Source organism: Amycolatopsis sp. cmx-11-12 (genome assembly GCF_046269425.1).
Lineage (GTDB): Bacteria > Actinomycetota > Actinomycetes > Mycobacteriales > Pseudonocardiaceae > Amycolatopsis.
This window is the reverse complement of the sequence record NZ_JADNQM010000003.1, coordinates 305,476-329,882: the sequence shown is the minus strand read 5'-3', so window position 1 is coordinate 329,882 and position 24,407 is coordinate 305,476. Positions and strand designations below refer to the sequence as shown.

Below are 24,407 nucleotides of genomic sequence, written 5' to 3'. Positions count from 1 at the left end.
CGTTCTTCCCGCGATGGCGTGCGGATCGCATACGAGGAGACGTCGAACTTCACACCGCGGCCGACACTGGAGCGGGAAACCGTTCTCCTCGACTGTAAACGATGGGGTTGCCCATGACCTCGGTTCTCCTCACCGGCTCGCCCGCGCTCACCGAGCCGCTGACGGGAATCCTCGCCGACAGCGGCTACGCGAGCGTCGCCGTCTTCCATAATCCGCCCGAAGCGGTTCCCGAGGACACCGTCGTCGTCGCGGTCTTCGACCACGCCGCCCACGCCGAACTGACCGAGTTGGGCGCGTGGTGCGCCAGGAGCGGGGCACGCTGGTTACCACTGCGCCGGGAAGGCGACCGGATGATCGCCGGGCCCGCGATCACACCCGGCGGAATCGACTTCGCCGACGTCGTCGCCCGCCGTAGTTCCGCAGCCCGAGGCCCGTTGCTCGCCGACCCCGCGCCACCGCGCTCCGGCGACCTCCGCTGGGTACTGGCGAACCTCGCCGTCCACCTCGAACGCTGGCTTTCCGGCGGGCGATCCGCCATCACCGCAGGCGAAATCGAACTGGACCCGGCGGACCTGTCGGAGATCCGCCGCCCGATCCTTCCCGTCCCCGATCGCGTCCGGCCCGTGCCCGCGGTGACCGATCCGGACCTGCTGGTGGACGACCGGACGGGAATCGTGACCGGCGTACACGAACTTCCTACCGCCCCTGGCCTGCCCGCCCGTCTGCACGTTTGCGCCGTGGACATCGCGGACATGCGCCGCGTCACGAACTGGCCCAACGAGCGCCGGGCCTTCGGAACGGCGTGGCACGACTACGACCTCGCCCGGCAGGCAGCCCTCGGCGAAGCCGTCGAACGGTACTGCGGAAGCTGGCTGGCCCCGGAGCGAGAAGTGCGCTTCGGCAGCTACGCCCAACTCGCGCGCTACGGCGTTCCGGCACTCGACCCACGCCGCCTCCATCTCTATTCGGCCGCGCAGTACCGATCCCCTGGCTTCCCGTTCGCGCCCTTGACCCCGGACACGGAATGCTCCTGGGTGGAAGGTTTTTCCCACAGCACCGAAGAATCCGTCTGGGTGCCGGCGTTCCTGGTCTCGAACGAACGCCAGATGGGAGAAGCTCGCTTCGCCGACCCGCTGAACTCGGGCCTGGCCAGCGGGACCACCGAGGAACACGCCGTCACCTCCGGCCTCGAAAACGTCCTCGAACGGGACACCGCCGCGCTCTGGTGGGCGAACACCCCACGGCTGCCCCGGCTCCCGATCCCCGAGGAGATCCGGACGCTCATCGCCGACACCGCGGAGGGCCACGAGGTCACCCTCATCCCTCTCGACAACGAATTCGACGTCCCGGTGGTGGCCGCGGCGGTGTTCGATCGCGTGAAACGCTGGCTGTCCCTCGGTTTCGCCGCGCGGCCCGATACCCTCGACGCCGCGAAGGCGGCTCTCGCCGAGGGATTTGAGTCGCAGTACACCTGCCGTGCCCTCGACAACGAACGCGAACTGTCCGCCCTGCGGCAGGAGCGCGGCGACCTCAAGCCGTACCGGCCGGACCGGCGCTACCTCGACTCCTATCGCGACGACTTCGCCGACGTCACCGATCTCCTTTGCCAGCAACAGATCTACCTCGACCCTCGGGCGGGCAAGCGAGTGACCCCGTGGGTGCGCAACCTGCCGGACCGGTCTTGGGACGGCCTGCCGTCGCTCGGTGAACGGCGGCTCAAGGCGTATCGGGACCGCGTCGAAGCCCGCGGTTTCGAGGTGATCAGCGTCGACCTGACGACCTGTGACGTCGCGGCCGCCGGATTCCACGTCGCCCACACGCTGGTTCCAGGTCTCGTATCGCCCTTCCCCGCCGGATGCCCGTCGTGGGGCGACGGGAGGATCGCCAACGCCGCTGTGACGCTGGGCTGGCGTGCCCGGCGGCTCGCCGAGCGGGACCTCAACGTCATCCCTCTTCCCTGCGTCTGACCTCGCATGAGACCCACGTCACTCGAATCGGGTTGTCGTACGACCGTTTCCGATATATCGTGAACGTGTCGGAACATTACGTAGAGAGGATTCACATCATGCGAGGACGACCTTTCCCTCCAGAACACGGCCGACCCGCCTTCGGGCCCTGGGCTCGCGGCGGCTTCGGCGAATTCCCCCCTGGCCCCGGCGGGCCCGGACACCGTCATCGGCACGGCCGTCGCGGTGGCCCCGGCGGACGGCGCGGCAAGCGCGGTGACGTCCGCGCCGCGATCCTCGCGCTGCTTTCCGAGCAGCCGAGGCACGGTTACGAGATCATCCGCGAGATCGGCGAGCGCAGCGGCGGCTTCTGGAAGCCGAGCCCCGGCTCGGTCTACCCGACGCTGCAGATGCTGGCCGACGAAGGCCTGGTGATCAGCAAGGACGAGAGCGGCAAGAAGCTGTTCGAACTCACCGAATCCGGCCGCGCCGCGGCCGAACAGCAGGACGCCGTCCCGCCGTGGGAGCAGATCGCCCACGACGTCGACCCGGTCGAGGTGAACCTGCGCAAGGCGGGGGCAACCCTGGCAGCCGCGGTCATGCAGGTCATGCACGCCGGCAGCGAGACACAGCAGTCCCGCGCCGTCGACGTGCTCAACGAGGCACGCCGGACGATCTACGGCATCCTCGGTGAGGCGGACGACGCCACCGCTCCGGACGAGGCATCCGCCGAGGACGCGGAGTGACCTGGCACGACGAGGCCGGTGGGCTTGGTGCGCGTATGCACGCGATAGCCCACCGGCAGCGTCATCCGTTTCTCCCCGGCGCCTGACGAAACCTCGTTGAGGCGCCGGACCTCCGCGATCGCCTTCGCCGCGACCGGAGCGCTGAACTCGATCTTCAGCACCGCTTCCATCGCGGCGGCGTCCTCGAACAGCCACCGCGTCATCACCTTGCGGCAGTCGAATCCCTGACGGGCGAAGAACTTCTCGACGCCGGGCGGATCGTACTGCGGCAGATCCAGTCGCATCCAGCGTCCGTAGGGCTCACTCGCCACATCGAGATCGACGATCATCAACGTCCCGCCGGGCCGCAGCACCCGCTCCGCCTCGCGAAGGCCGGGTTCACAGCCGGGACCGAAGAAGTACGCGGTGCGCGCGTGGACGACGTCGAAAGCCGCGTCCGGCACGGGAAGTCGCTGCGCACGGCCCTGTCGCACTTCGACGTTCGGCAATTCCCCGACGCGACGTCGCGCGTCACGGACGAGGGGCTCATGGGGTTCGATCCCGAGCACCGACCGCGCCGTCGCGGCGAACCGCGGCAAGTGGAACCCGTCACCACAGCCGAGGTCGAGTACGTCCGCACCGGACCAGTCCCGCTGCCCGGCGAGCACCCGCCAGATCTCGCCATCGACGTCCTGCGCGCGGTTTTCGACCTCGTAGGCCTTTTGGTAGTACCAAATATTCGGACTCGGCAGCACTTCCTCGCCACCGCGGCGGAAGGAGGAGACAGCTCGGGGAAACCAGCGCACGGAAACTCCAACGATGGGACGCCGAGCCGGGTTCCAGGTCATCCGGGTCGAAATCTTTAACGGAAACAATGCGGACAGCGACTAGACTTTACTCCCACCGGTAAGGGAGAACCGCATGTCGCTTGGCTCGGCCGCCCACACTTCTGTCATCCCTTCAGGAATCCCGTGCTGGATCGAACTCTCATGCAGAGACGAAGCGGCCGCACAAGCCTTCTACAGCGGACTTTTCGACTGGGAGTACACCGTCCGGCGTGACCCGGCGACGCCGACCGGCCGATACTCGATCGCGACGCTGAACGGCGTCCCGACCAGTGGTCTGTACCGCGCCGGCACGGGCGGGCCGTCCGGCTGGAGCGTCCACATCTCGGTGTCGCAGGTGGCCACGGCCGCCGAATGGGTGGACAGTCTCGGTGGCCGGGTCACCCTCGGGCCGATGGCGATTCCCCATCGTGGCAACATCATCCACGCCGTCGACGCGTGCGGCGCGCACGTCGTCTTCTGGGAACCGCCCGAAACCTGGGAGTTCGCGACCGGTGTGCCCAACACCTTCAGCGGCGCGGATCTCAACACCCACGACGGCGCGGCGGCGGATCACTTCTACTGCCGCCTCTTCGACTACACCAGCCACCAAATCGGCGACGGCACCTCGCTCGACTACGCCGAATGGCTCATCGAGCACGAACCGGTGCTGTACCGGTATGTGATGGGCACGGAATACCGGCCGGACACGCCCCCGCACTGGATGGTCTACCTCGAACTGGACCCGGCCCGCGGCGCGGACGCCGCGGCGGGACAGGCCTTGATGCTCGGCGGCGCCGTCGTGGTCCAGCCCTACGACACCCCGTACGGCCGGATGGCGATCCTCGCCGACCCGGACGGTTCGGTGTTCGCCGTGATCGATCACTCCCGGGCCACCGAGGGCTGGGGCCGCGCCGAAGTCGACGATCCTTACGACGACTGAGCCGAAGAGCCGGGGTGACGCGTCACCCCGGCTCCCAGCGTCAGAGACCGGCCCAGAACCCGCAGTTGTGCACGGCCGCGAGATCGACCGGACCGATCTCGCCCGGCGCGAGCGACTGCGTCTTCGGCGTGGAACGCCACTTCGGCAGTTCTTCACCGTTCGGATTCCCGGTCCGCGCGAACCGGGTCCAGTACTGAATCATTTGCTCCCCGAGTTTCTTCTGCTCGGGCTTCAATTCCGCCGGAAAACCGGCTAAATCAGACAAATAAGCTAATTCAGACCCATGGGAAGCGCCAAGCCGCATTCCTTCCGGAGCCGGAACGAGTGCGGGGGCGTTCCGATCGGCGAATTCGTAACCGAACGTCCGCGTGCGATCGCTCAGCAAACGTTCGGTCCCCACCTGAGGGCAACCCCAGATCCGGTCGGTCATGGCGTCCGCGTACGCCATCGCCGGGCTGCCGTGCTTCGCCGACGGGTACTGGGCTGCGACGAGCGGAGCCTTGTCCTTGAAGGCGGTGCGCAGCAGTTCTTGGTAGTGCTCCTCGGTGAACGGCTGCCCGGGATACAGGGCGACGAACAGCCTCGCCTCGTCCCTGGTGACCCCGGTCAGCACCGGAACGCGGGCGAAGTGCCCCTTCTTCAGCGCGGTGGCCGGATGCTCGGGCAGCAGGCCGGTATCGAACGCGGGCGTCCCGAGCGGCTGATTCACCAGGTCCTTCACCGGAAGCCGCCGGAGACAAGCGACGTCGGCACAGCCCAGCTTCTTCGCGGCGTCGGCTCCCATGGCCTCGACGTCGGCGCGGGGAAGGTACGGCGATCCCGCGGGCACGCCGGGGAAGAATCCGCCGTCAGGCCAGGTCAGGGTGCACGGACCGCTCTGGATGATCGCGCGGTGGAACAGTCCCGCGGCCGACGGGGAAGCCAGCTGGGCGCAGGTGCTCATCGCGCCGGCGGATTCACCGAACAGCGTGACGTTCCGGGGATCTCCCCCGAAAGCGCGGGCGTTGCGCTGTACCCAGCGAAGCGCGGCCTGCTGGTCCTGGAGCCCGAAGACGCCGGAGTCGCGTCCGAGTTCCGGGTGGCCGAAGAAGCCGAACACACCAAGCCGGTAGTTCACGCTCACGACGACGACGTCTCCGCCGAGTGCCATGCGCTGGAAGTCGTAGTCGCTGCCGGCGCCGGAGGTGAAGCCGCCGCCGTGCACCCAGACCATCACCGGACGCGGTTTGTGCGTCGGCTTGGCCGGGCTGATCACGTTGAGATACAGGCAATCCTCGTTGTCACTCGGTGCCGATCCGAGCCCCGGCCCCTGCGCGCACCGGGGCCCGGGTTTGCTCGCGTCCCGCACGGCGGTCCACGGTTCGGGTCTCTTCGGTGGCGCCCAGCGCAGGTCGCCGACCGGTGGCGCGGCGAACGGAATGCCTTGGAAACTCCGGTATTCGCTGGTACTCACCCCGCGAACGGGACCGGAATCCGTGCGGATGATCGGGCTTTCGCCCGCCTCCGCCACGGAGGTCGTCAGGGCACCGAGCGTCAGCGCGCTCAGTGCCAGGGTCAGAAGTCGCTTACTCATCCTTTGAGTTCGCATACTCCGACCTTGGCCCAGCGCACCGGGCTTGTCACCTAGACGGGCACGAACGCCGAGAGCAGCAGCCAGGAGACGACGGCCGAAGGGAGCAGCGAGTCGAGGCGGTCCATCAGCCCGCCGTGCCCCGGCAGCATGTTCCCCATGTCCTTGACCCCGAGATCCCGCTTGATCAGCGACTCGACCAGATCGCCGAGCGTCGCGGTGCAGACGATCGCCGCGCCGAACAGCACACCCTGCCAGGCGTGGCCGTCGAGCAACAGGCTCAGCGTCAGCGCTCCGGCGACCACACCGGCCACGAGCGAACCGGCGAAGCCTTCCCACGTCTTCTTCGGGCTGATGCTGGGCGCCATCGGATGCTTGCCGCCGAGCACACCGGCGATGTAACCGCCGGTGTCCGAAGCGACGACGCCGATCATGAACGCCAGCACGCGGCCGACGCCGTCGCCGGGCGGGACGAGCATCGCGGCGAACGCACCGAAAAGCGGGATGTACGCGGCGGCGAAAATGGACGCGCTGATGTCGCGCAGATAGCCGTCCGCACCGCCGGGCAACCGCCAGAGCAGGCAGACGAGCACCGTCAGCACGAACGCCGTCAACGCGCCTTCGCGGCCGAACGGCCACGCCAGCCAGATCATCGCCTGGCCGCCGACGAGCACCGGGACCAGCGCGATCCGGATGCCCGCGGCCCGCTTCAGCGCCCCGGCCAGCTCGATCGTGCCGACCGCGATGGCGATCGCGATGATGCCGATGAACAGAAAGCGCACGGTGAGCAGGGACGTGACGATCGCCGCGCCCAGCAGCAACCCGACCCCGATCGCGGCGGGCAGGTTACGGCCGGCGCGGGAAACCTTCTGTACCGGTTCCGGCACGGTTTTGGAATCCGGCGCTGTGGCCGGAACCGGTTCCGGGTTTTCCACCCGGTCCTCGCGTTCCTCGCTCACCTGGCTCATCAGACCTCGAGCAACTCGGCTTCCTTGTGTTTCACCAGCTCGTCGACCTTGTGCGAGTAGGAGTCGGTGAGGTTCTGAAGTTCCTTCTCGGCGTGGACGACCTCGTCCTCGCCCGCCTCGCCGTCCTTCTTGATCCGGTCCAGCTCTTCCTTGGCCTTGCGGCGGACGCTGCGGATCGAGACACGGGCGTCCTCACCCTTGGCCTTGGCGACCTTCACCATCTCCTTGCGGCGCTCTTCGGTGAGCTGCGGGATGACGATGCGGATCACGTTGCCGTCGTTGCTCGGGTTGACGCCGAGGTCCGACTCGCGGATCGCCTTCTCGATGGCGTTGAGCGAGGTCTGGTCGTAAGGCTTGATCAACGCCATCCGGGCCTCGGGGATGTTGACACCCGCCAGCTGGTTCAGCGGGGTCGGCGCGCCGTAGTAGTCGACGACAACGCGCGAGAACATCCCGGGGTGGGCCCGGCCGGTGCGCACCGACGACAGGTCCTCCTTGGCGACGGACACCGCTTTTTCCATCTTCTCCTCGGCGTCGAGGAGGGTCTCGTCGATCACGGCAACTCCCGTTGTTGTGTATTCGTACCGGTTGCGAAGAGCAGAGCAGGACTACGCGGGCACCCCGTCGACCGGGGTGTCGACCAGGGTGCCGATCCTCTCACCACTGACCGCACGAGCGATGTTCCCCTCGGTGAGGAGATTGAACACGATGATCGGCATGTTGTTGTCCATGCACAGGCTGAACGCGGTGGCGTCGGCGACCTTGAGGTCCCGTTCCAGCACCTCGCGGTGGCTGATCTCGTGGAACATCTCAGCGGTCGGGTCGCTTTTCGGGTCCGCGGTGTAGACGCCGTCGACGGCCTTCGCCATCAAGACGGCTTCGCAGCCGAGTTCGAGCGCGCGCTGCGCGGCGGCGGTGTCGGTCGAGAAGTACGGCATGCCGACCCCGGCACCGAAGATGACGACGCGGCCCTTCTCCAGGTGACGCTCGGCGCGGCGCGGGATGTACGGCTCGGCGACCTGCCCCATGGTGATGGCGGTCTGCACGCGGGTCGGCAGGCCCTCCTTCTCCAGGAAGTCCTGCAACGCCAGGCAGTTCATGACGGTGCCGAGCATCGCCATGTAGTCCGCGCGGTCCCGGTCCATGCCGCGCTGCGACAGTTCCGCGCCGCGGAAGTAGTTGCCGCCGCCGATCACGACGGCGATCTGCACGCCCGTGCGCGCGACGTCGGCGATCTGCTGAGCGACCGAGTGCACCACATCCGGATCAACCCCGATGGAACCGCCGCCGAACATCTCGCCGCCCAGCTTCAGCAGCACCCGCCGGTATCCGCCTTCGACCCGGACACCCATGTCGCCCTCCCTAATGCTCTGAACCCGACTGTGCCCCGTCCCCGATGGACGGAGACGGGGCACAGTGGTGACTCTTGTGTTCCGCGCCTGGATCAGGCCTGGCCGACCTCGAACCGGGCGAACCGGCTCACGGTCACGCCGGCCTCGTCGAGCAGGGCCTTGACGGTCTTCTTGTTGTCCTTGACCGACGGCTGCTCGAGCAGGACGTTGTCCTTGTAGTAGGCGTTGACCTTGCCCTCGATGATCTTGGGCATGGCCTGCTCCGGCTTGCCCTCTTCGCGAGCGGTCGCCTCGGCGACGCGGCGCTCGTTATCGACGACGTCGGCCGGGACCTCTTCACGCGTGAGGAACTTGGCCTTCAGCGCGGCGACCTGCATGGCAGCGCCACGAGCGGCCTCGGCGGCGGCTTCGCCCTCACCGGTGTACTCGATGAGCACGCCGACGGCGGGCGGAAGGTCCGCACCGCGACGGTGCAGGTAGGTGGCGGTGGTGCCCTCGTAGGCGGCGACGCGGCGAAGCTCGAGCTTCTCGCCGATGCGGGCGGCCATCTCCTGGACGGTCTCGTCGACGGTCTTGCCGTCGAGCGAGGCGGCCTTCAGCTTCTCGACGTCGTTCGTCTTCTCGGCCTTGGCGACCTCGACGATCTTCGCGGCGAGGGCCTGGAAGTCCTCGTTCTTCGCGACGAAGTCGGTCTCGGAGTCGAGCTCGATCAGCACGCCGTCCTGGCCGGCGACGAGGCCCTCGGCGGTGGCGCGCTCAGCGCGCTTGCCGACGTCCTTGGCGCCCTTGATGCGCAGGAACTCGACGGCCTTGTCGAAGTCGCCGTCGGTCTCCTCCAGCGCCTTCTTGCAGTTCATCATGCCGGCGCCGGTCAGTTCGCGGAGGCGCTTCACATCTGCGGCGGTGTAATTCGCCATCGTGCGTTGTCCGTCCTTTTCAGGTACGAGAAGTCTTCTGGGAGAGGTACTCGTGGGGCCGCCCGGAGGCGGCCCCACGAGTGAGGTGGATCAGGAGGAGGCGGTGGCCTGCTCTGCCGGGGCTTCGACCGGGGTCTCGGTCGCGGCCTCGGTCGCGGCGACGGCTTCCTTGGCGTCCGCGGCGGCGGTCTCGGAGCCGGCGAGCAGCTCCTTCTCCCACTCGGCCAGCGGCTCGTCCGTGGCGACGACACCCGGCTCGGGCTTGGTGTCGGCGGAGGCACCGTTGCGGCTGGAGCGGGCCATCAGACCGGCGGCAGCGGCCTCGGCCACGACCTTGGTCAGCAGCGCGGCCGAACGGATCGCGTCGTCGTTACCCGGAATCGGGTAGTCGACCTCGTCCGGGTCGCAGTTGGTGTCGAGGATCGCGACGACCGGGATGTTCAGCTTGCGAGCCTCGCCGACGGCGATGTGCTCCTTCTTCGTGTCGACGATCCACACGATGCTCGGCACCTTGGCCATGTCGCGGATACCGCCGAGGGTCTTCTCGAGCTTGTCCTTCTCACGGGTGAGCGTGAGGATTTCGCGCTTGGTCAGGCCGGCGAAGCCGCCGGTCTGCTCCTGCGACTCGAGCTCCTTCAGGCGGAGAAGACGCTTGTGCACCGTCTGGAAGTTGGTCAGCATGCCGCCGAGCCAGCGCTGGTTCACGTAGGGCATGCCCACGCGCGCGGCCTCGGAGGCGATCGCTTCCTGCGCCTGCTTCTTGGTGCCGACGAACATGATGGTGCCGCCGTGCGCGACGGTTTCCTTGATGAACTCGAACGCACGGTCGATGTAGGTCAGCGTCTGCTGCAGGTCGATGATGTAGATGCCATTGCGCTCGGTGAAGATGTAGCGCTTCATCTTCGGGTTCCACCGACGAGTCTGGTGCCCGAAGTGCACGCCGCTGTCGAGCAGCTGCTTCATGGTGACGACGGCCATTGCCGGAATCAACCTCTTCTATGTCGTGCGCGCCCGGCTCCGCCGGGACCGCGCTTGCTCGGTTCGTCGCTCTCGGCCGGGTGGCCGATCGCCCTGGTGCAGATGCTCGAGCCCGGACCCGGGAGTGAAGTGACTCCAGGGACCGCCGGGCCGTTTGCCCCCGGCTGTCCTGACCCTCCGTGAGGAGATCGGCCATCGGGAGCGCGCACGTGCACGCGAAGTCAGTCCGCTGCCGCGGACCGCGCAAAAGAGTCTACTCCCTGTCGTCACCGTCTACCGCACCGGCAGCCCCTGATGAGAGCGGTTGTCCACAACCGCCTCGGTTATCCACAGATTCCCTCGGCGCGTCCCGCTCGCCACGCCGGTCCCCCAGGCTGGAACACATGACGATGACAACCTGTTCCCGCCCTGTCACCAGGCATTCCTTCGCGATCGACCGCACCGGCGGCAGGCACCGCCGTCCCGGGCGGCCGAGGCGCCTGCCACGCGTCGCGATCCTCGCGGTGGTGCTCGCGATCCTGACCTCCACCGCCGCCCCGGGAACGGCCAGAGGCGCGCCTTCACCGCAAGGAAGGCTCTCCTGGCCGCTCTCACCGGCACCCAGCGTCACCAGGTACTTCGAGCCGCCGTCGACGCCGTACGGCCCCGGCCACCGCGGGGTCGACCTCGCCGCCGCACCGGGCGCGAACGTCCTCGCGGCCGCCGAAGGAGTGGTGATGTTCGCCGGCCAGGTGGCGGGCCACGGCGTGGTTTCGATCGATCACGAAGGAGGCTTGCGCACCACTTACCAACCTCTCGCCCCGACCGTCACCGCGGGTGATCAGGTCTACCGGGGCCAGGTGCTCGGAACGGTCGCCGCCGGCCACCCGGGCTGCCCGGAGACGGCGTGCCTGCATTTCGGTGTCCGGCGGGGAGAGGAGTACGTCGATCCGCTCGCGTTGATCGGCGAGCCGTCCGAGATCCGCCTCAAACCGTGGGAAGGAGACCAGGCGTGAGTGGCCACTTCGGTGACCGGCCCGTTCACCGGACTCGCAGTCAGCCCGAGAGCGTGACTCGTGCGATCAAGCACCGCACTCACGTGCTTGGAGACCGAACTCGCGTGACTGGATGGCGCACTCGCGAGTGCGGTGCCTGATCACGCCTGGGATGCCACTCGGTGACGCAGGAGGCTAGGCCGTCTCAACCAGTTTCGCGCGCAACCGCATGACCGCGCGGGTGTGCAGCTGGCTGACTCGCGACTCGGTGACGCCGAGGACCTTGCCGATCTCGGCGAGCGTCAGGCTCTCGAAGTAGTAGAGGCCGACCACGATCCGGTCGCGTTCGGTGAGCTGCGCGATCGCCGCCGCCAGCTGGCGGCGGTTGTCCTGGTCGACCAGGACGGCCACCGGGTCGACGGCGCCGTCGTCGGGCAGGGTGTCGACCAGCGAGCCGCTGTCCTTGCCGGCGGCGACCAGGTCTTCCAGCGCGATGACGCTGGTCAGCTGGAGCTGGCCGTAGAACTCGCGCAGGTCGTCGACGCTGATTTCGAGCTCAGCCGCCAGTTCGGCGTCGGTCGGCGTGCGGTTCAGCCGGGCGCCGAGGCGTTCCAGCGCGCGTTCGGCCTCGCGGGCCTTGCTGCGCACCGCACGGGGCACCCAGTCCTGGGAGCGGAGATCGTCGAGGATCGCGCCCCGGATGCGCTGCATGGCGTAGGTCTCGAACCGCAGGCCCCTGGCGGGTTCGAACTTCTCGATCGCGTCCACCAGGCCGAAGATCCCGGACTGGATCAGGTCGCCCACGTCGACATGGGTCGGCAGACCGGTGCCGACCCGGCCCGCGACGTATTTGACGAGCGGGGCGTAGTGCAGCACGAGCCGGTCGCGCACGATCTGGCCCGGCGACTCGGTGAACTCCCGCCACAACGCCTGGATCCCGGCGTCCACCTCGTAGCCCGTCCGCGCTTCGGGCGCGACGGCAGGACCGGCACCGCCGGGACGGTGTTTCCCGGCGGTTTCGGTGACATGTGGGTCGGCGGTCATCGGACCGCCGTTCTCAGCATGCGACTCAGGGTGGTCTCCGTGCTCGTGCGGATGCGCGTGCGCCGCCGGTTCGGGCTGCCGGGTCACCTGCCGAGTTCTCCCCGGCATCATCGGGCCCGGGGGTGCGCGCGGTCGTGGATCGCCTTCAGCCGATCGACGGTCACATGAGTGTAGAGCTGCGTCGTAGCCAGCGTAGCGTGACCAAGCAGTTCCTGAACGCTCCGAAGATCGGCACCGCCTTCGAGCAGATGGGTGGCCGCCGAATGCCTCAGTCCGTGCGGGCCCATGTCGTTCGCGCCCGGCACCGAGCCGACGGCGTCATGGACCACCCGGCGGGCGGCCCGCGGATCGAGCCTGCCGCCTCGCGCCCCCAAGAAGAGCGCGGCTTCCGCCGGTCCCTTCGATTCGACGGCGAGCTTTCCCCTGCCCTCGTCGAGCCACACCCGCAAAGCCGCTTCGGCGGGGACGCCGAACGGCACGACGCGTTCCTTGCCGCCCTTGCCCAGCACGAGCACGACCCGGCGGGAGAAGTCGACGTCGCCCACGTCCAGCCCACACAGTTCGGAGACCCGCACTCCGGTCGCGTAGAGCAGTTCCACGATGGCACTGTCCCGCAAAGCGACCGGGTCCCGCTGTTCGGCACCGGCGGCTGAGAAGCGCATGACCTCGCTCGCCTGCTCCGCCCGGAGGACCCCGGGGAGCTTGCGGTGCGCGCGTGGCGCCACCAGCCGCCCGCCCGGATCGGACGCGAGCGTGCCGCCCCGGTGTGCCCACGCGGTGAAGGTGCGGGCCGCGGCCGCTCGCCTGGCCAGTGTCGTCCGGCTGGCCCCTTCCTCGCGTTGACGGGCGAGCCAGCCGCGCAGCGTCCCGATGTCGAGGTCTTCGAGCCTGCCGCCGTTCCCGTCCACGAAGCCGGTCAGCGAGACGACATCGCCGAGATAGGCACGCACCGTGTGCGCGGACAGCCCGCGTTCCAGGGAAAGGTGCCGCTCGTAGTCGTCGATCAGCTTCCGGACAGGCTCCAACAGCGCGGCACGGGCGGCGCGCAGATCGGGTCTGCGGGCGCGTTTCCCCGTGCCGTGGGGACCTTCGGTCGACGGCATGCCGATCACGCTGCGCGATGTACGGCTGATGGTCAAGTATCGCCGCACCCTGTTGTGGTGTCCGTGGTCGGATCGTGCCGGGTTGGCGTCTCAGGTGTAGGCCAGTCAGGTCTTGGCGGCCCGTCTTCGCCACCCTGTGTCACTCCTTTCCGCGAAGTCGTCGAGTTCCAGTTCGGGTAGGAGCGAGCGGACCCGCTCGACCGGGATGCCGGACTCGGCCGCGATCCGTTCCTCGGGTTTCGCCGACCGTTCCGAAAGCGCGTCGTGCACTCGCAGCGCCTCCGGGCCGAGCCGATCGGTGCGACGGCGCGGTTTCGACGGATCCGCGGCCTGCTGCCCGAGCCGTCCGGCGGTCTCGAGGATCTCGTCGACCGAGGTCACCAGCGTGGCCTCGCCTTCGCGGATCAGCGCGTGGCAGCCGGCGGACATCCCCGACGACACCGGTCCCGGCAGCGCCATCACGACCTTGCCGAGCGCTCCGGCCGTCCCCGCGGTGTTCCGCGCACCGCTGCGCCTGCCCGCCTCGACCACGACGGTCCCTTCGGTGAGCGCCGCGATGAGCCTGTTCCGGACGAGGAAGCGATGCCTCGCGGGCGAGGTGCCCGGCGGATATTCGCTTATCACCGCACCGGTTTTCGCGATGGTGCGCAACAAGGTCGTGTGCTGCGCCGGGTAACCGGCGTCGATCCCGCAGCCGAGCAGGGCGACCGTCGTGCCCTCCGCGCTCAGCGCACCCCGGTGGGCCGCGCCGTCGATGCCGTACGCCGCCCCAGAGAACACCGGGATCCCCCGGCTCGCCAGGTGATAGCCCAGCTCGGCCGCGTTGTGCTCGCCGTACCCGGTCGCCGCCCGGGCGCCGACGATCGCGATCGCCTGATCCACCGCCTCGTCGAGCTTGGCGGGACCGCGTACCCACAGCGCCAGCGGAGGTGCCATTCCGGAGACACCCCTGCCCTGGGCGATGGCCAGCGAAAGCAAGGGCCAAGCGGGCCATTCGCCGTCTTCCGGGATGACGAGCCTGGTCTCGGCGGCGGCCGCCCGTTCCAGATCCCGCTCGGCGTAGTCGTGGGCCCGTCGCGCGGCCGTCTCGTCGCGCACCTTCGGCGGGCAGTCGGCACGCCACACTCGTTCCGCGGCGATCACCGGGCCGTGTTCGCCGACGAAAACGGCCAAGGCGGGTGCCGGTGGCTCGGCCACGCGCAGCAAGTACGACCGCGCGATCCGTTCAGCCTCGAGTTCACTCATCCGGATGACCTCTCCCGGAAGTTCAGTGCCGCCGCGACCTCGTCCGCTTCCGGCCTCTCGGCGCCCTTCAGATCGGAGAGCGTCCAAGCGATGCGAAGGCATCGGTCCGCGCCGCGCGCGGTGATCGCACCCCGCTCCAGCGCACGGTCCAGCAAGGCCGTGACCTGGGCTGGAAGCGCGAACTCGCGGCGCAGTGCCGGGCCGGGCACCTCCGCGTTCGTCGGCCAGCCATGGTCCGCCCAGCGTTTCCCCGCCCGTTCGCGAGCCTCCAGCACACGTTCCCGGACGGTCGCCGACGCTTCGGGCGGCTCGCCCAGGTGCGCGCTGAGCGCGGAAAGCGGACGTAGCCGGACCCGCAAATCCACCCGATCGAGTAACGGGCCGGACAAGCGGCCCAAGTACCGCCTCCGCGCGGCCGCCGAACACGTGCAGTCGGCGTCTTTCGTTGGGGCACAAGGACAAGGGTTGGTCGCCAGGATCAGCTGGAAGCGCGCCGGGTACCGTACGGCGCCCTTGACCCTCGCGATCCGCACCTCGCCCTCTTCGAGCACCGTCCGCAGCGACTCCAGCCGCTCCGGGCCGAACTCGCAGACCTCGTCGAGGAACAGGATTCCCCGATGCGCCCTGCTGATGGCGCCGGGCACGGCCAGGCCGCTGCCGCCGCCGATCAGGGCGGGCACGCTGATCGAATGATGGGGCGCGACGAACGGCGGCACGGTGACCAGCGGCGCGGCCGGGGAGAGCGAACCGTCGATCGAGTGGACCGCGGTGACCTGCAACGACTCTTCGGCCGTCAGCCTCGGGAGGAGTCCGGGAAGGCGTTTCGCGAGCATCGTCTTCCCCACCCCGGGAGGACCGGTCATGAGCAGGTGATGCCCACCCGCGGCGGCCACCTCCAGCGCCCACCGCGCTTCCGGCTGTCCCACGACATCGGCGAGATCGGGGACCCGCGGTGGATCCTGGACGACGGCGGGCCGCGGCAGGGTGAGTTCGCCCTCGCCTTTGAGCCAATCCACGAAATCACTCAGCCGGGCTACGCCGCCGACCTCGAGGCCGTCCACGAGAGCAGCTTCGAACAACGACTCGGCGGGCACGACCGCCCGCCGGTACCCGGCGTTGCGCGCCGCCAGCAGTCCTGGCAGGACCCCGCGCACCGCCCGCACCCTGCCGTCGAGGGCGAGTTCACCGAGCAGCACGGTGTGGAGCAGCTTCGTGGCCGGAACCGACCCCGTCGCGGCCAGGACCGCCGCCGCGATGCCCAGGTCGTAACCGGACCCCACCTTCGGCAAATTCGCCGGGGACAGGCCGAGGATCACCCTTTCGTCCGGCCACGTCTGCCGTGAATTGCGGACGGCGGAGCGGACCCTGTCCTTGGCCTCCTTCAGCCCGGCGTCGGGCAGTCCGACCATCGTCACCTTCGGCGCCCCGCCGCCGATGTCGGCCTCTATCTCGATCATCCTGCCGTCGACACCGAGCAACGCGACGGACCAGGCCTTCGCCAGCGCCATTCAGAACGCCGCCTTGATATGCCGCACCTGCGGCGGGGTTCCTGGCTGGGCGAGGATCGCGATGATGTCGTAGCGGACCGGGCACCAGCGGAGCATGAACGCGCGCTGCCACTGGTGCGCGAGACGGCGGATGCGGTCCGCCTTGTCCGGGGTCACCGCCTCGGCCGGAGTGCCGAAGCCCAGCCCCGCCCTCGTCTTCACCTCACAGAAGACAAGGCGTTTCCGGTCGGTCGCGACAAGGTCCAGTTCGCCATCGCGGCAACGCCAGTTACGGCTCAGGATGACGTAGCCCGTCTTCTCCAGCTGCCGGACCGCGAGTTCTTCTCCCCATCGTCCCAGCTCGATGTGCGGCGCCCCGGCGGGCGGCTGTTCGGCCGTGCTCATCATCTCGATCCCCCTCAGCGATCGTCACAGTGCGTGTGCGATCAACGCTGCCAGGGCGATCGGGCGCCGAACAGGCTCATTTCGCCCACCTGTGGACAACTGGGGTGTTGTGGATGGTTCAGGCGCGTTCGGACCCGCCGACCGGAAAATGTCGGCGCCCCGTGCTAGGCGCCCCGGAAGTACAGGAAGGCCCCCTTCCTTGCGCCTAACGCAAGGAAGGGGGCCTTCCTGTACTGGGGAAAGATCAGCCGGAGAACGGACCGTCCTCGGGCAGCCGGAGATCCGGTTTGTCGAGTTCCTCGACGTTGACATCCTTGAACGTGATGACCCTGACGTGCTTGACGAACCTGGCGGGCCGGTACATGTCCCAGACCCACGCGTCGGACATGCGGACCTCGAAGTACACCTCACCGCCACCGTCACGCACCTGCACGTCGACGGCGTTGGCCAGATAGAATCGCCGCTCGGTCTCCACCACGTACGAGAACTGGCCGACTATGTCGCGATACTCGCGGTAAAGCGAGAGCTCCATCTCGGTCTCGTACTTCTCGAGATCCTCTGCGCTCATGAAATCCGCGCCCCTCCTCGCGATTCTGCTGATACTCCAGCGGCGGAGCGTTCATTGTCACCCACGTACGGGCCGAGAGCACGTATCGGCACGCTTGGGTTTTCCAGCGCCGCGACGGTCAGCACCACCGGATGGGGCGGCCGTGCCCGGTGCGCTGCGGCCGCGGTGGCCACATTCGCGTACGACCAGCGATGCACCGGACTCGGACCGTGCGCCTTCAGCGCCGCGCTGTGCTCGGTGGTGCTGTAGCCCTTGTGCACGTCGAAGCCGTAGTGCGGGTGGACGTCGTGCAGGTCGCCCATGATCCGGTCCCGCGTGACCTTGGCCAGCACCGATGCCGCCGCCACGCATGCGACGGCCTTGTCGCCCTTGATCACCGGCACGCTCGGGGCGGGCAGCCCGGAGACGCGGAATCCGTCGGTCAGGACGTAGCCCGGTGTGCTTCGCAGCGCCGAGACGGCACGCCGCATGCCTTCGAGGTTCATGACGTGGATGCCGAACAGATCGACCTCGGCGGCCGGGATGACGATGACCGAGTAGTCCAGCGCACGCTGGACCACCCGGTCGTAGACACGATCACGAGCCTTGGCCGTGAGCACTTTGGAGTCGGTCAGCTCGGGCAACCGGGCGGCGTCACCGGAACGCAGGACGCACGCGGCCACGACGAGCGGGCCGGCGCAAGCGCCGCGCCCTGCCTCGTCGACTCCGGCGACGGGCCCGAGGCCCCGCCGGTCCAGCGCACTCTGCAACCCCCAGAAGAGGTCACCACGCACCACTGCCCGCGGCGGCCGAAGTGGTTCGGCCGGTGTGAGCGGTACAGGAACTCTCAAGGCCTTACCGCCTCCGGTCGACCGCCTTGCGCACTCCGGACGACATCCGCCTGCCGAGGAAGACCACCGGCCACGCCGCGGCGACGCCGACGCCCAGGGGAAGCCCCTGCTGCCAGGCAGGCGCGCCGAGCGCCAGTGGCTGCGCGTTCGCCTGCGGGTTGTGGTCCGAAACGCCACCCCAGCGGCCGGGCGGGAGCACGATGACCCGCGCCTTGCCGATGATGTTGTCGACCGGGACGGCGCCATTCACTCCGCCGCCGCCCTGGAACCGGGAGTCGCTGGAGTTGTTGCGGTTGTCGCCCATGACGTAGACGTATCCGGCGGGCACCTTGATCGGGTCGAAGGTCTTCTGGGTGGCCCCAGTGCCCTCTTCCCAATGGATGTACGGCTCGTCGAGTGCCTTGCCGTCCACGACCACGCGGTTGTCGTCGCAGCACTGCACCGTCTGGCCACCGACCGCGATGATCCGCTTGACGAAGTCACGCTCGTCCGGCGGCGCGAACCCGATCAGCGACCCCAGCGCACGGAAGCCGCTGACGAAGATGTTGCTGGACTCCGGCGTCTCGATCTCGCCCGCCCACGCGGGCGGTCCCTTGAAGACCACCACGTCACCCGGGCCGGGGTCGGTGAAGTCGTAAGTGATCCGGTCGACCAGGATCCGGTCGCCCGTGCACCCGCTACAGCCGTGCAAGGTGGTCTCCATCGATCCCGAGGGGATCATGTAGACCTTGGCGAGGAACTGCTGGATCAAGATCGTCAGCACGAGTGCCACGACGATCAGGATCGGCAGTTCCTTCCAGAACGACCGCTTCTTGTTGACCTTGCCGAATTTCTTGGAGCCGGATCGGCCCCGTCGGGAGGCCCTGGTGGGGCGCTCCTCTTCGGGGCGATCGGGCTCATCTTCGGACGTGTTCTGGGACACGGGTTCGACCACGACGCCAGGCTACCTGTAACCGTGAGGCTACTCAGGAAGCGGAGGTCTTCTCGCGGTTTTCGCGGCGTTCCTTGATCTTGGCGGCCTTGCCGCGCAGGTCGCGGAGGTAGTAGAGCTTCGCCCGGCGGACGTCGCCGCGCTTGTAGACCTCGACCTCGGCGATGTTCGGCGAGTGCACCGGGAAGGTGCGCTCCACGCCGATGCCGAACGACACCTTGCGGACCGTGAAGGTCTCGCGGATGCCGCCGCCCTGGCGACGCAGCACGACGCCCTGGAAGATCTGGTTACGCTCGCGGTTGCCCTCGATGACGCGGACGTGAACCTTGAGCGTGTCGCCCGGTCGGAAGTCCGGGATGTCGGAACGCAGTGACTGCGCGTCCAGCGCGTCCAGGGTGTTCATCGGTGGTCCGTCCTCGTCTTCGTATGGCTTACGTGCAGCTTGGGCGCGCAGTGTCGGAACTGCGACCTACCCGGGGGCTGATGGCGTTCCGGTGTACGACGCCGGCTGTTAAGCCGCGCGTCCACTCACGCCAACCTGTCAAGTATTGCAGACCGGGCCTCAGGTGTTCGAACCGGCCTCGTCGGCGTCCTCGTCCAACCGTTCGAGGACCTTGAGATCGTGCTTGTCGAGGCTGTCTTCCGGCAGCCGGCCGATGAGTTCCGGCCTGCGCCGCACGGTGCGTTCCAGTGCCTGGTCGCGGCGCCAGCGGTCGATCAGCGCGTGGTTGCCTGAGCGCAGAACGTCCGGCACGGGCAGCTCCCGCCACACCTCGGGCCGCGTGTAGCTGGGGCCTTCGAGGAGGCCGTCGGAAAACGAGTCCTCCTCGGCGGAGCGCGAGTTCCCGAGCACGCCGGGCAGCAGCCGGACGACGGCCTCGACCATCACCAGTACCGCGGCCTCGCCGCCGACCAGCACGTAGTCGCCGATCGAAACCTCGTCGACGGGCATCCGCCGCGCGGCGTCGTCGATCACCCGCTGGTCGATGCCCTCGTAGCGGCCGCACGCGAACACCAGGTGCTCCTCGGCGGCGTACTGGTGGGCCATGGCCTGGGTGAACGGCCGTCCGGCGGGGGTCGGGACCACGAGGCGGGTGTTCTCGCCGCAGATCTCGTCCAGGGCGGGGCCCCAGATCTGCGGTTTCATCACCATGCCGGGCCCGCCGCCGTACGGGGCGTCGTCGACCGCGCGGTGGACGTCGTGCGTCCAGTTCCGCAGGTCGTGTACGCCGACCTCGATGAGGCCGCGGTCGATCGCGCGCCCGAGCAGCGCGGCTCGGAGCGGGTCGAGGTATTCGGGGAAGATCGTGACGACGTCGAGGCGCATCAGGCGTCCAGCAGGCCTTCCGGCGGGTCGAGGACCACGCGGCCGCCCGCGACGTCGACCGCCGGGACGATCGCCTTCACGAACGGGACGAGCACCTCACGTCCGTCGTGCTCGATCGACAGCAGTTCCCCTGCCGCCGAATGCACGATTTCGAGCACCTTGCCGATGACCGTGCCGTCGGCGAGTTCGGCCCGCAGGCCTTCGAGTTCGTGGTCGTAGAACTCGTCGGGGTCTTCGGTCGGCGGCAGCGTCGAGGTGTCCGCGATCAGCAAAGCGCCGCGAAGGGTCTCCGCGACGTCCCTGGTCAACACCTCTTCGAAACGCACCAGCAGCCGCCCGCTGTGTTCGCGGGCGGCTGCGATGGTGAGGTTTCTGCTGCTGCCGTCACGCAGCTTCGTCGTGACGGCCGAACCGACCGCGAACCGCTGTTCCGGCGAGTCCGTGCGCACGTCCACCGCGAGTTCCCCGCGGATTCCGTGCGCCTTGGCGATCCGGCCTACTACGACATCCATCCCGTTGTGTCCTTGGTCAGCGATCGGTGTCGACGACGTCCACGCGGACGCCGCGGCCACCGATGCCGCCCATGACGGTGCGCAGGGCGGTCGCCGTGCGACCGCCCCGGCCGATCACCTTGCCGAGATCGTCGGGGTGCACGTGCACCTCGAGCGTGCGGCCACGGCGTGTGGTCAGCAGCTCGACCCGGACCTCGTCCGGGTTGTCGACGATCCCGCGCACCAGGTGCTCGAGGGAGTCAGCTAGGAAGCTCACGCCTCGGCCTTGTCACCCTCGGCGGCCTCGGCCTTGTCGGCTTCGGCCTTCTTCGGGGCGGACTTCTTCTTCGGCGTGGTGGCCTCGGTCGACGGGGCGTCACCGGCCGCGGCGAGCGCGGCGTTGAACAGGTCCTGCTTCGACGGCTTCGGCTCGGCGACCTTCAGGGTGCCCTCGGCGCCCGGCAGGCCCTTGAACTTCTGCCAGTCACCGGTGATCTCGAGGATGCGCTGGACCGGCTCGGTCGGCTGGGCACCGACGGACAGCCAGTGCTGGGCCCGCTCGGTGTCGACCTCGATGAAGCTGGGCTCTTCCTTCGGGTGGTACTTGCCGATCGTCTCGATGGCCTTGCCATCACGGCGGGTACGCGCGTCGGCGACGATGATGCGGTAGTACGGCGCACGGATCTTGCCGAGACGCTGCAGCTTGATCTTGACGGCCACGGGTGTGGGTACTCCTCAGTTCTCTCTGATGCAGGTGGAAGGCGTACGAAAGCCGAGTGGGGACACGGCTACGCACACCCGAAGGTCCGGAGCTCGGGCGCGGTGAGAGGGTCCGGCCAAAGCAGGCAAGCGTACATTCTGCCAGACGCCGACAGAGTGTCAGAACGCGGCTATCCCGAGTGAGGCGAGCAGGATCGTCACGGCCGGGAGGAAGTTGTTCACCTGATGGGCGACCACGCTGCCGAGCAGCCGTCCGGTGAACACCCTGGCGAGCCCGATCGGGATCGCGATCACCAGCAACAACGTGGTGCGGAGCGGTTCGAGGTGGCTCGCCGCGAAAATGGCCGTGGAGACCAGGAACGCCGCGATCCTCCCCCAGCGTTCGGTGCGCCATTGGAGCCGCTCGACGGCACCCCACAGGAGGCCGCGGTAGATGATCTCCTCGCAGATCGGCCCGACCAGCCACAGGTAGATGAACATCACGACGGCCGCCGACACCGACATCCGCCGGTCCTCCACGAGCGCGCTGATCGCCGAGGTCGCGTTCGCGTCGCCGACGACCTGGGTCCAGACGTAGGCGGCGAGCGAGGTGAGCCCGAGGCCGAGCACCCCGAGTTTGAGCCCGATCTTGACGTCGGCCCAGCTCCAGCCGATCCGGAGGTCGGCGAAGGGGCCGTTGCCGCGGAGCCGCGTGATCAGCAGCGCGACCCCGGCGGCGATCATCGTGGGCACCATCGTGCCCAGCAACACCATGCGCATCGGCAGGGGCTGACCGGGCTGGACGTCGCCGAGCAGGACGCTGATGAACGCCGCCGACGCCAGCAGGACGGCCTCCACCAGCAGGAAGGCCCCGAATCCCCAGCGATGCGGCGGTGGCGTAGCGGGCGCGGCCACCTCACCTCCGGCAGCGAGTTCGTCCGGCGGCGCGGCCTCGGGGATCGGCTCCCTTGGCTGAGATACGGTCACGCCGATCCTCCGGTGATCGTTCGGTTACTCAAAGACTCTAACCGCCAGGACCGGCGATCACCTCGCCCGCGAAGAGCAATACAGCCGGTGGGAGGTTGTTGGCGGCGTGCGCGATGACGGCCGCGCTCACCCGGCCGGAAAGATGGCGGGCCAAACCGATGGCGATCCCCTGACCGAACAGCGCGATCGTACGCGCCGCCTCGCCGTGCAACTGGGCGAACATCAGCGCCGTGACCAGCAGGATCACCCATGAGGGCAGGCGATGGAAGCCCATCGCGTTCCAGAGCGTGCCACGGAAGAGCAGTTCTTCGGTGACCGGAACGGCGAAGACGACGATGACCGCGGCCAGCACCAGCCAGACCGTGTCGCCTTCGACGGTCCCCGACAGTTCGGTGATCGGACTGGGCGAGAAGTCGTCGACGGACCTCTCGGCAGTGTCGGTCCCGTAGACGGCGAGCAGGAGCAGGTTGAGGAGGTAACCGGCGGCGAGCGCGGCCGCTCCGCAGGCGAGCCCGATCCGGACGTCACGCCAGGTGGGTTTCAGCCCGAAGTCGGCACGGATTCCCTGCCCCCAGACGCGGGAGCCGATCGTGGGGCTGAGGCCGAGTACGAGGGTCGGCAGGAACGCGAGGATCAGCAGCGGGCCGACGTCACGGAGTTCGAGCGGGTCGTAGCCGCCGAAGCGGCCCGACATCACGAAGCTCATGACGAGCGTGACGAGGTGATACCCGGCGATACCCGCGAAGAACGCTACGAAGCCCCAGTGCGCTCCGAGCACCAGACGCTCGCGGGCCTGCCCGTCGTCCACCACGCCTCCACGCTAAGCCGTGTCCTGTGAGTCTTGTTCGATGGGCTCCGTGATCCAGGTGGTTCCTGGCGGTGCGGGCGATTCGGCCTCGTACCGGGGTTGTACTCGGTCGGATCGCCCGTGCCGCCAGGGGCCGCCTGGGCGCGGAGACCGCGAACAAGACTCACAGGACACGGCTAAGTGCCGCTCCGGTCACCGGTGGAGTCGGGTCAGGCGTAGATCTTGCCACGCAGGACGATGTGGCTCGGATGGCGGAGCACCGCGAGATCCTCGCGGGGATCGGACGGGTAGACCAGCAGATCGGCGGAAGCGCCATCGACGATTCCGGGTACGCCGAGCCACTCGCGAGCCGCCCACGAAGCCGAAGCCAGCGCCTGCTCGGCGGACATGCCCGCCTTGTGCAGCGCCTCGATCTCGTCGACGAGCCTGCCGTGCTCGACCATTCCGCCCGCGTCGCTCCCCGCGTACACCGCGACGCCGGCCTCGATCGCCGTCGAGACCATCTGACCGACGCCGGCGTGCAACGCCCGCATGTGGTCCGCGTAGGCCGGGTACTTGCCCGCCTTGTCGGCGATGCCGGGGAAGTTCTCGATGTTGATCAGGGTCGGTACGAGCGCGATCCCGCGTTCGGCGAGGATGTCCAGCTGATCCGGCAGGAGTTCCGTGCCGTGTTCGAGGCAGTCGATCCCGGCGTCGATCAGCCCGGGCAACGCGGCCTGGCCGAACACGTGCGCCGTCACCTTGGCGCCCTCGGCGTGCGCGACCGCGATGGCCTCGGCGAGGACGTCGTCGGGCCAGAGCGGCGCGAGATCGCCGACGCCACGGTCGATCCAGTCGCCGACGAGCTTGACCCAACCGTCACCGTCACGGGCCTGCTCGGCGACCGCCTTCGGCAGCTCGGAAGGATCTTCGAGTTCGATGCCGAGACCGGGGATGTAGCGCTTGCGCAAGGCGAGATGCCGTCCCGCGCGGATGATCCGCGGCAGGTCGGCGCGTTCCTGCAACGGCCGGACGTCGATCGGCAGCCCGCAGTCGCGGATCAGCAGCGTCCCGGCGTCGCGGTCGGTGATCGCCTGCTCGGTGGCCTCTTCGAGAGTGGTCACGCCGCCGACCCCGATCCCGGGGTGGCAGTGCGCGTCGACCAGGCCTGGTACGAGAAAGCCTTCCCGGACAACGGTTTCCGCCCCGGCGACCGGCTCGCCTGCGATCCGGCCGCCGGTGATCCACAGCTCGCGGTGCTCGCCGTCCGGCAGGACGACCCCCGCCAGGTGCAGAGCCTCCACGA

27 protein-coding genes are annotated in these 24,407 nt (G+C 68.6%); 4 read left to right on the top strand and 23 right to left on the bottom strand.

Going from position 1 to position 24,407, the window contains the following annotated elements; all coding sequences use genetic code 11:
• The first annotated feature begins 113 nt into the window (after positions 1–113).
• Both ACLARN_RS06105 and ACLARN_RS06100 read left to right on the top strand, forming a co-directional pair.
• Entirely contained in the window at positions 114–1,967 is a 1,854-nt protein-coding gene (locus ACLARN_RS06105) for a YcaO-like family protein (protein WP_409490293.1), read from the top strand.
• Between the two features lie 98 nt (positions 1,968–2,065).
• On the top strand, positions 2,066–2,692 hold the full coding sequence (locus ACLARN_RS06100; protein ID WP_409490292.1) for a PadR family transcriptional regulator: 627 nt from the start codon (positions 2,066–2,068) through the stop codon (positions 2,690–2,692).
• Here the strand turns inward: ACLARN_RS06100 and ACLARN_RS06095 are convergent.
• Positions 2,623–3,477, bottom strand: coding sequence for a class I SAM-dependent methyltransferase (locus ACLARN_RS06095; RefSeq protein WP_409490291.1), 855 nt, complete (start codon positions 3,475–3,477; stop codon positions 2,623–2,625). The genes ACLARN_RS06100 and ACLARN_RS06095 overlap by 70 nt on opposite strands.
• A 115-nt stretch (positions 3,478–3,592) precedes the next feature.
• On the opposite strand from ACLARN_RS06095, the gene ACLARN_RS06090 reads away from it, so the two are divergent.
• A complete protein-coding gene (locus ACLARN_RS06090) occupies positions 3,593–4,438 on the top strand; it encodes a VOC family protein (protein ID WP_409490290.1) in 846 nt (281 codons plus the stop codon).
• A gap of 40 nt (positions 4,439–4,478) precedes the next feature.
• Here ACLARN_RS06090 and ACLARN_RS06085 read toward each other — a convergent pair whose 3' ends face one another.
• From ACLARN_RS06085 to rpsB, 6 genes are all read right to left on the bottom strand, one after another.
• Positions 4,479–6,011, bottom strand: a complete 1,533-nt coding sequence (locus tag ACLARN_RS06085) for a carboxylesterase/lipase family protein (protein ID WP_409490289.1) — start codon at positions 6,009–6,011, stop codon at positions 4,479–4,481.
• 50 nt (positions 6,012–6,061) lie between these two features.
• Positions 6,062–6,976, bottom strand: a complete 915-nt coding sequence (locus tag ACLARN_RS06080; RefSeq protein ID WP_409490288.1) for a phosphatidate cytidylyltransferase — start codon at positions 6,974–6,976, stop codon at positions 6,062–6,064.
• Positions 6,976–7,533, bottom strand: coding sequence for a ribosome recycling factor (gene frr, locus ACLARN_RS06075; protein WP_076155300.1), 558 nt, complete (start codon positions 7,531–7,533; stop codon positions 6,976–6,978). Before frr ends, ACLARN_RS06080 begins: the two co-directional genes overlap by 1 nt.
• Positions 7,534–7,584: 51 nt before the next feature.
• Positions 7,585–8,328, bottom strand: a complete 744-nt coding sequence (gene pyrH / locus ACLARN_RS06070; protein WP_409490287.1) for a UMP kinase — start codon at positions 8,326–8,328, stop codon at positions 7,585–7,587.
• Between the two features lie 92 nt (positions 8,329–8,420).
• Positions 8,421–9,245, bottom strand: a complete 825-nt coding sequence (tsf, locus tag ACLARN_RS06065) for a translation elongation factor Ts (RefSeq protein WP_409490286.1) — start codon at positions 9,243–9,245, stop codon at positions 8,421–8,423.
• A 90-nt stretch (positions 9,246–9,335) separates the two neighbouring features.
• Positions 9,336–10,223 (bottom strand): 30S ribosomal protein S2, encoded by an 888-nt coding sequence (rpsB, locus tag ACLARN_RS06060; protein WP_409490285.1) that lies wholly within the window; start codon positions 10,221–10,223, stop codon positions 9,336–9,338.
• Positions 10,224–10,606: 383 nt separating this feature from the next.
• Here rpsB and ACLARN_RS06055 point away from each other — a divergent pair, with 383 nt between their 5' ends.
• Entirely contained in the window at positions 10,607–11,218 is a 612-nt protein-coding gene (locus tag ACLARN_RS06055) for a murein hydrolase activator EnvC family protein (RefSeq protein ID WP_409490284.1), read from the top strand.
• Between the two features lie 174 nt (positions 11,219–11,392).
• On the opposite strand, the gene ACLARN_RS06050 is transcribed toward ACLARN_RS06055, so the two are convergent.
• The 16 genes from ACLARN_RS06050 to ACLARN_RS05975 form a co-directional block, all read right to left on the bottom strand.
• Positions 11,393–12,241, bottom strand: coding sequence for a FliA/WhiG family RNA polymerase sigma factor (locus ACLARN_RS06050; RefSeq protein ID WP_409490283.1), 849 nt, complete (start codon positions 12,239–12,241; stop codon positions 11,393–11,395).
• Positions 12,242–12,348: 107 nt separating this feature from the next.
• A complete protein-coding gene (locus ACLARN_RS06045) occupies positions 12,349–13,344 on the bottom strand; it encodes a tyrosine recombinase XerC (RefSeq protein ID WP_409490282.1) in 996 nt (331 codons plus the stop codon).
• Positions 13,345–13,449: 105 nt separating this feature from the next.
• Positions 13,450–14,589 carry a DNA-processing protein DprA gene (gene dprA, locus ACLARN_RS06040; RefSeq protein ID WP_409490281.1) on the bottom strand — a complete coding sequence of 380 codons (1,140 nt, stop codon included), beginning with the start codon at positions 14,587–14,589 and terminating at the stop codon, positions 13,450–13,452.
• Positions 14,586–16,097, bottom strand: coding sequence for a YifB family Mg chelatase-like AAA ATPase (locus ACLARN_RS06035; RefSeq protein ID WP_409490280.1), 1,512 nt, complete (start codon positions 16,095–16,097; stop codon positions 14,586–14,588). Before ACLARN_RS06035 ends, dprA begins: the two co-directional genes overlap by 4 nt.
• Positions 16,098–16,484 carry a YraN family protein gene (locus ACLARN_RS06030; protein ID WP_409490279.1) on the bottom strand — a complete coding sequence of 129 codons (387 nt, stop codon included), beginning with the start codon at positions 16,482–16,484 and terminating at the stop codon, positions 16,098–16,100.
• A 241-nt stretch (positions 16,485–16,725) separates the two neighbouring features.
• Positions 16,726–17,049, bottom strand: coding sequence for a DUF2469 domain-containing protein (locus ACLARN_RS06025; RefSeq protein ID WP_003096226.1), 324 nt, complete (start codon positions 17,047–17,049; stop codon positions 16,726–16,728).
• Complete coding sequence (locus tag ACLARN_RS06020) at positions 17,046–17,825, bottom strand: ribonuclease HII (RefSeq protein WP_409490380.1); 780 nt, start codon at positions 17,823–17,825, stop codon at positions 17,046–17,048. Before ACLARN_RS06020 ends, ACLARN_RS06025 begins: the two co-directional genes overlap by 4 nt.
• A gap of 58 nt (positions 17,826–17,883) precedes the next feature.
• Positions 17,884–18,813 carry a signal peptidase I gene (gene lepB / locus ACLARN_RS06015; RefSeq protein ID WP_409490278.1) on the bottom strand — a complete coding sequence of 310 codons (930 nt, stop codon included), beginning with the start codon at positions 18,811–18,813 and terminating at the stop codon, positions 17,884–17,886.
• Between the two features lie 31 nt (positions 18,814–18,844).
• Positions 18,845–19,213, bottom strand: a complete 369-nt coding sequence (gene rplS, locus ACLARN_RS06010; protein WP_409490277.1) for a 50S ribosomal protein L19 — start codon at positions 19,211–19,213, stop codon at positions 18,845–18,847.
• Positions 19,214–19,372: 159 nt separating this feature from the next.
• Positions 19,373–20,137: a tRNA (guanosine(37)-N1)-methyltransferase TrmD gene (gene trmD, locus ACLARN_RS06005; protein WP_409490276.1), complete on the bottom strand. Its 765-nt coding sequence runs from the start codon at positions 20,135–20,137 to the stop codon at positions 19,373–19,375.
• Positions 20,137–20,649 carry a ribosome maturation factor RimM gene (rimM, locus tag ACLARN_RS06000; protein ID WP_409490275.1) on the bottom strand — a complete coding sequence of 171 codons (513 nt, stop codon included), beginning with the start codon at positions 20,647–20,649 and terminating at the stop codon, positions 20,137–20,139. Before rimM ends, trmD begins: the two co-directional genes overlap by 1 nt.
• Before the next feature lie 16 nt (positions 20,650–20,665).
• Complete coding sequence (locus ACLARN_RS05995; protein ID WP_003103110.1) at positions 20,666–20,905, bottom strand: RNA-binding protein; 240 nt, start codon at positions 20,903–20,905, stop codon at positions 20,666–20,668.
• Positions 20,902–21,348, bottom strand: a complete 447-nt coding sequence (gene rpsP, locus ACLARN_RS05990) for a 30S ribosomal protein S16 (protein ID WP_061984478.1) — start codon at positions 21,346–21,348, stop codon at positions 20,902–20,904. The genes ACLARN_RS05995 and rpsP overlap by 4 nt, the downstream gene beginning before the upstream one ends.
• Positions 21,349–21,507: 159 nt before the next feature.
• Entirely contained in the window at positions 21,508–22,314 is an 807-nt protein-coding gene (locus ACLARN_RS05985) for a CPBP family intramembrane glutamic endopeptidase (RefSeq protein ID WP_409490274.1), read from the bottom strand.
• Between the two features lie 37 nt (positions 22,315–22,351).
• Positions 22,352–23,122: a CPBP family intramembrane glutamic endopeptidase gene (locus ACLARN_RS05980; RefSeq protein ID WP_409490379.1), complete on the bottom strand. Its 771-nt coding sequence runs from the start codon at positions 23,120–23,122 to the stop codon at positions 22,352–22,354.
• Between the two features lie 209 nt (positions 23,123–23,331).
• Positions 23,332–24,405: an amidohydrolase family protein gene (locus tag ACLARN_RS05975; RefSeq protein WP_409490273.1), complete on the bottom strand. Its 1,074-nt coding sequence runs from the start codon at positions 24,403–24,405 to the stop codon at positions 23,332–23,334.
• Positions 24,406–24,407: the final 2 nt, after the last annotated feature.